Origin of the sequence: Flavobacterium sp. (assembly GCF_028712645.1) — a bacterium.
Lineage (GTDB): Bacteria > Bacteroidota > Bacteroidia > Flavobacteriales > Flavobacteriaceae > Flavobacterium.
This window is the reverse complement of sequence record NZ_JAQTPQ010000297.1, coordinates 1-3,975: the sequence shown is the minus strand read 5'-3', so window position 1 is coordinate 3,975 and position 3,975 is coordinate 1. Positions and strand designations below refer to the sequence as shown.

Below are 3,975 nucleotides of genomic sequence, written 5' to 3'. Positions count from 1 at the left end.
ATCTGATTCGATTGGGCGTTGACCAAGACCACGCCTATGCTTTTAGCCGAACGAGGAAAGGCGGTTGGGCGATTGCACAAAGTCCTATTTTGAGTACTACCATTACTTTGAAACGCTTAAAACAACGAGGCTATCAATCCTTGACAGATGTTTACATCGAATTGAACCCATCACTTTGCGAACCGCCGAATACGTGACCCGTACGTTCGGTGGTGTGAGAGGCGCACTCCGTTCCGATTGGGGCGGAGCCGTCTACTCGATTGTGTGTAGTGCATTTACTCAAAATTAGTATTTGCATATTCATTAAAGCTATCAAACTCTTGTGGAAAAGTATCGTTGACAAATTCATATTCCCAAAGCTCCATATATCTAATACCTATTGTTTGTGCTTGTTCAAAAATAGTTGTGTAGTCGTTATTTTCAAATCTTGTAGGTTGGTCGGACCTCCCGATTGCTTGTGCATAAATATCTCCAGGGAAATCAATTAAAGCATTTACTAAACTAGGCTGATAGGTGTTTTTTCCAGAAATCCACCACATTGCAGCACCAACTCTATGACTTAAAGAAGGTTCATTCCATAAGTCTGTCATTATTCTATTAGGAATTGAGGTATCTTCCATTATGTCGTGGACTTCAACTGCTATTGCCTTTTTTGTAAAAGCATTTGCAAATATCCGAGCTGTTTCTTTTACAGCATTAACCCAATTATCTGAAGTGAATCCAGCATCTAAAAGTTCATCTGTTGTTACACCATTAAAATGTCCTTCAATACCATTTGCAGTCATTTGCGGAACATATACTAAAACCAAATCTTCGTCTTCATTATATTCGTTCGAAAGTGCTTCCGCAAGGAGTGTTAGTCTTTCATTAACTCTAGTGTCCCAAATTTTAGGGATTCGTTTTACTGTATTATCAATTCCTATTATTTCAAAATAATCAGCTCCAATAGATTCTGTCAACCATAAAGGACTATCTCCACCAGCTAGAATACCAAGACTCCAATTTAAATTTCTCGCTTTAATAATTTCACGAAATTGCTCTATACTTGAAAAGTCATAAACTCCTTCATTTGGTTCTATTTCGCTCCATTTTACGCGAATTAACGAACCATTAACTTGATTATTATCTAAAGCAGTTTCATTTCCAAAAGAACTGGTGTAAAGTCCTTTAGGCTTTATGATGTCTGTAGTATTATTTGAATTTTCAAGAATAGAATTATTATCATCTGAATTACAAGAAAATAAAAATAGTATTATAAGAAAAGTTAAGTTGTATTTACTCATATTTAGTGGTTTAATTAGTGGTTTAATTTTAGACTTCAAAAATAGTTTATGGTTTAATCAGTATTACACACAACGGTTAGTATGAGAATAGTAGCCGATTGCGGGCTTCATTCCTGTCAAGTTACACAAAAGTTGAAGCGGGTTACAACCCTTGAATTTACTACTGAACTTATTATATTTTTATACATTGCTATGCATTCGTTTATTTTTCCATTCTAAACCATTCACTTCTTTTTAGATAAGCGGATAAAACAGTTAATAAAACAAATACTATTTGAGGGATGAAACTATCTCCGTGTTGCATATGAGCAGATATAGTTCCACCTAGGAAAACTAATGTTGCTATTAACCCAAACGTAAATGTTTTTGGGATTATAAATAATACTCCTGAAACAATTGCAATCACTCCAAGAAAATAGATAAATTCAAAATAATTAGGGTTTAATTCCATAATCATTTCTGTATATGGCTTAAATCCAATTAATTTTAATACTCCGCTAATGATTAGTGCTGTAGATATAAAATAGTTTATACCGTTACCAATGATATTTTTTGTTTTTTGATTATTCATTGTTATTTATTAATTAAAAGTATATCCAATATGAAGTGTAGCAAACATTGTAATTGGGGCAATATCGTATTCCAAACTACCTAAAGTGTTATTCCCAGATATTTTTGATGTGTATCCAATTCCTGCCCAAGGTTTGATGTATAAATTATTTTTAAATGGCTTTATGGTATAACCAAAATAGCCCATAGCAAGAATATTTGTATACTTTTCACTTCCTGCAAAAGTTTCATTTTCAATTTTGTATTCTTGTATACTCATTTGAGCTCCTACAAACCATTTGCGATTTACTTCTGTAAAATGGTGCTCGCCAAAAAGTCCGACTCCATTATTTAGTCGAACGTCCCATCCTTTATCTTTGTTTTTCTTATTAAAATTAACTAGAACACTTGGCATATCCATAGCATAGATACCAACACCAAATAGTAAATGATCGCAATTTTTTGGTTGAATTCGCAAATGTGCTGAATAACCGTTAAAGGCAAAAGTAGCTGGGTCAATTTCAAGACTTACTCTTGTTTTATCATTTGAAATTGTTTTCTCTTGTTGGGCAAATGATTTAGAATTGACACCCATTATCAACGTCAATATTATGATTCCTAATTTTATATTTTTCATTGTATTTTAAATTATTATACTTTATATATATTATATTTAGATGTAATAAAAAAATTATTTTTCCAGTACTTCAACTTGTGCAAAACCGTTCATCACAATTTTTCTTTTATATTTTAAACTGTTTGTAAGTGCGTATTGCTCAAGATATAGGTTCTTTGTCCAAGGCCCTGCACGATTTCTAGTAGCATAAAACCAAATGTAAATACTCAAGTTTTTGGGAGAGAAGTAGTTTTTTAATAAGGTAAGAATATTTCCGCTTCCTGTTGGTGTAAGAACTATTATTTTTCCTTGATTTTTTAAAAGTCTTCGAGACTCTTTGAGTATAATATCAATACTGTCCTTTTCTAAATGGAAAAGAACACTACAAATGGTTATATAATTTAAAGTGTTGCTTTCAAATGGTAGATTTTTATCTGTTTTGATTTCAATTAGCTTTGTATTAGTTTTTTTTAGTTTTTTTTGGGCTTCTAAAAGCATTTTAGAGCTGGTATCTACTCCAACACAATCAATATTTTTTTCACTAGATAAAATTTGAATGAGTTTCCCTGTACCTGTTCCAATATCTAATAATGTACTATTATCAGTAATTTCATTGATTACAGGCTTTAAAAAATCACGATACCAAGGTGTTTCTTGAACATTAGAAAAGAATTTTGAAAATTTCATATGTAGTTACAATATATTACGTATATTTAGTTAAAATAAAAAAAATATTAATTATTCATTTCAATTAATATTTCTTCAATTGTTTTTTTTGATAATTCACTTTTTAATTGGTTTTCTGCGTTATTCAAAATATTTTTAATAGATTTTTGTGCGTTGTTAGGTCTTTTTCCCTCAGCTAGGATATTAAATGAAGTTTGAAATAAAGGTTTTCCTTTTTCTGTTGCTTCTAAAATTTCCAAAATAGTAATGTCGGAAGGTTTTTTTATCAATCTTATTCCACCAAGTTTTCCTTCTTTTGTCTCAATTATGTTAGCGGCATTTAAGTTTTGAAGTATTTTAACTAAAGTTGGTTTGGGAATACTTAAATATTTAGAAATATCTGCTGTTGATAAAAACTCAAATTGTTTTTGTCTTATTTTATCAGAGATAAAAATGACTACTAATATTGACTTTGTAAAAGATAATGAGTAACCCATACTTAATATTCACTATATTTAGTATGCAAATATAGATAAGTTTTTTAATTCTGCAATTATTTTCTTGAAATTTTTATTTTTTCGGAATGATGCCTAACGGTTAGTATGAGACGTTGACCATTGAAATATATCTTTGATTAAGCTACGAAAAAAAGGCTCGGAATAGTATGCAATTCCGATTATAAATGCTAAAATTCCTATCATTTTCTTTTTTGTCATTTTTTTCAGTATTACACACAACGTTAAGCCAGCTAAAAGAAGTGCCTTCCTTCAGTGGCTTTTCAAATATAAAATAATTTTTACAAAATTGACCAATATCAGCAGAAAAGCACCAAGGCATTTTTTTTAGCTGGCAGTTGTGTGC

The 3,975-nt window shown here is 30.9% G+C and carries 5 protein-coding genes and 1 pseudogene; 1 reads left to right on the top strand and 5 read right to left on the bottom strand.

Going from position 1 to position 3,975, the window contains the following annotated elements; all coding sequences use genetic code 11:
- A pseudogene (locus tag PHC28_RS16635) lies at positions 1–197 on the top strand (group II intron reverse transcriptase/maturase); the annotation flags it as partial.
- A gap of 78 nt (positions 198–275) precedes the next feature.
- On the opposite strand, the gene PHC28_RS16630 reads toward PHC28_RS16635, so the two are convergent.
- From PHC28_RS16630 to PHC28_RS16610, 5 genes are all read right to left on the bottom strand, one after another.
- A complete protein-coding gene (locus tag PHC28_RS16630; RefSeq protein WP_300103258.1) occupies positions 276–1,283 on the bottom strand; it encodes a beta-galactosidase in 1,008 nt (335 codons plus the stop codon).
- A 202-nt stretch (positions 1,284–1,485) separates the two neighbouring features.
- Complete coding sequence (locus PHC28_RS16625) at positions 1,486–1,854, bottom strand: DoxX family protein (RefSeq protein WP_300103256.1); 369 nt, start codon at positions 1,852–1,854, stop codon at positions 1,486–1,488.
- Positions 1,855–1,863: 9 nt separating this feature from the next.
- Positions 1,864–2,469, bottom strand: coding sequence for a hypothetical protein (locus PHC28_RS16620; protein ID WP_300103254.1), 606 nt, complete (start codon positions 2,467–2,469; stop codon positions 1,864–1,866).
- A gap of 54 nt (positions 2,470–2,523) precedes the next feature.
- A complete protein-coding gene (locus PHC28_RS16615; protein WP_300103252.1) occupies positions 2,524–3,135 on the bottom strand; it encodes a class I SAM-dependent methyltransferase in 612 nt (203 codons plus the stop codon).
- A gap of 47 nt (positions 3,136–3,182) precedes the next feature.
- Positions 3,183–3,611, bottom strand: a complete 429-nt coding sequence (locus PHC28_RS16610) for an Rrf2 family transcriptional regulator (protein WP_300103250.1) — start codon at positions 3,609–3,611, stop codon at positions 3,183–3,185.
- Between the last annotated feature and the right edge of the window lie 364 nt (positions 3,612–3,975).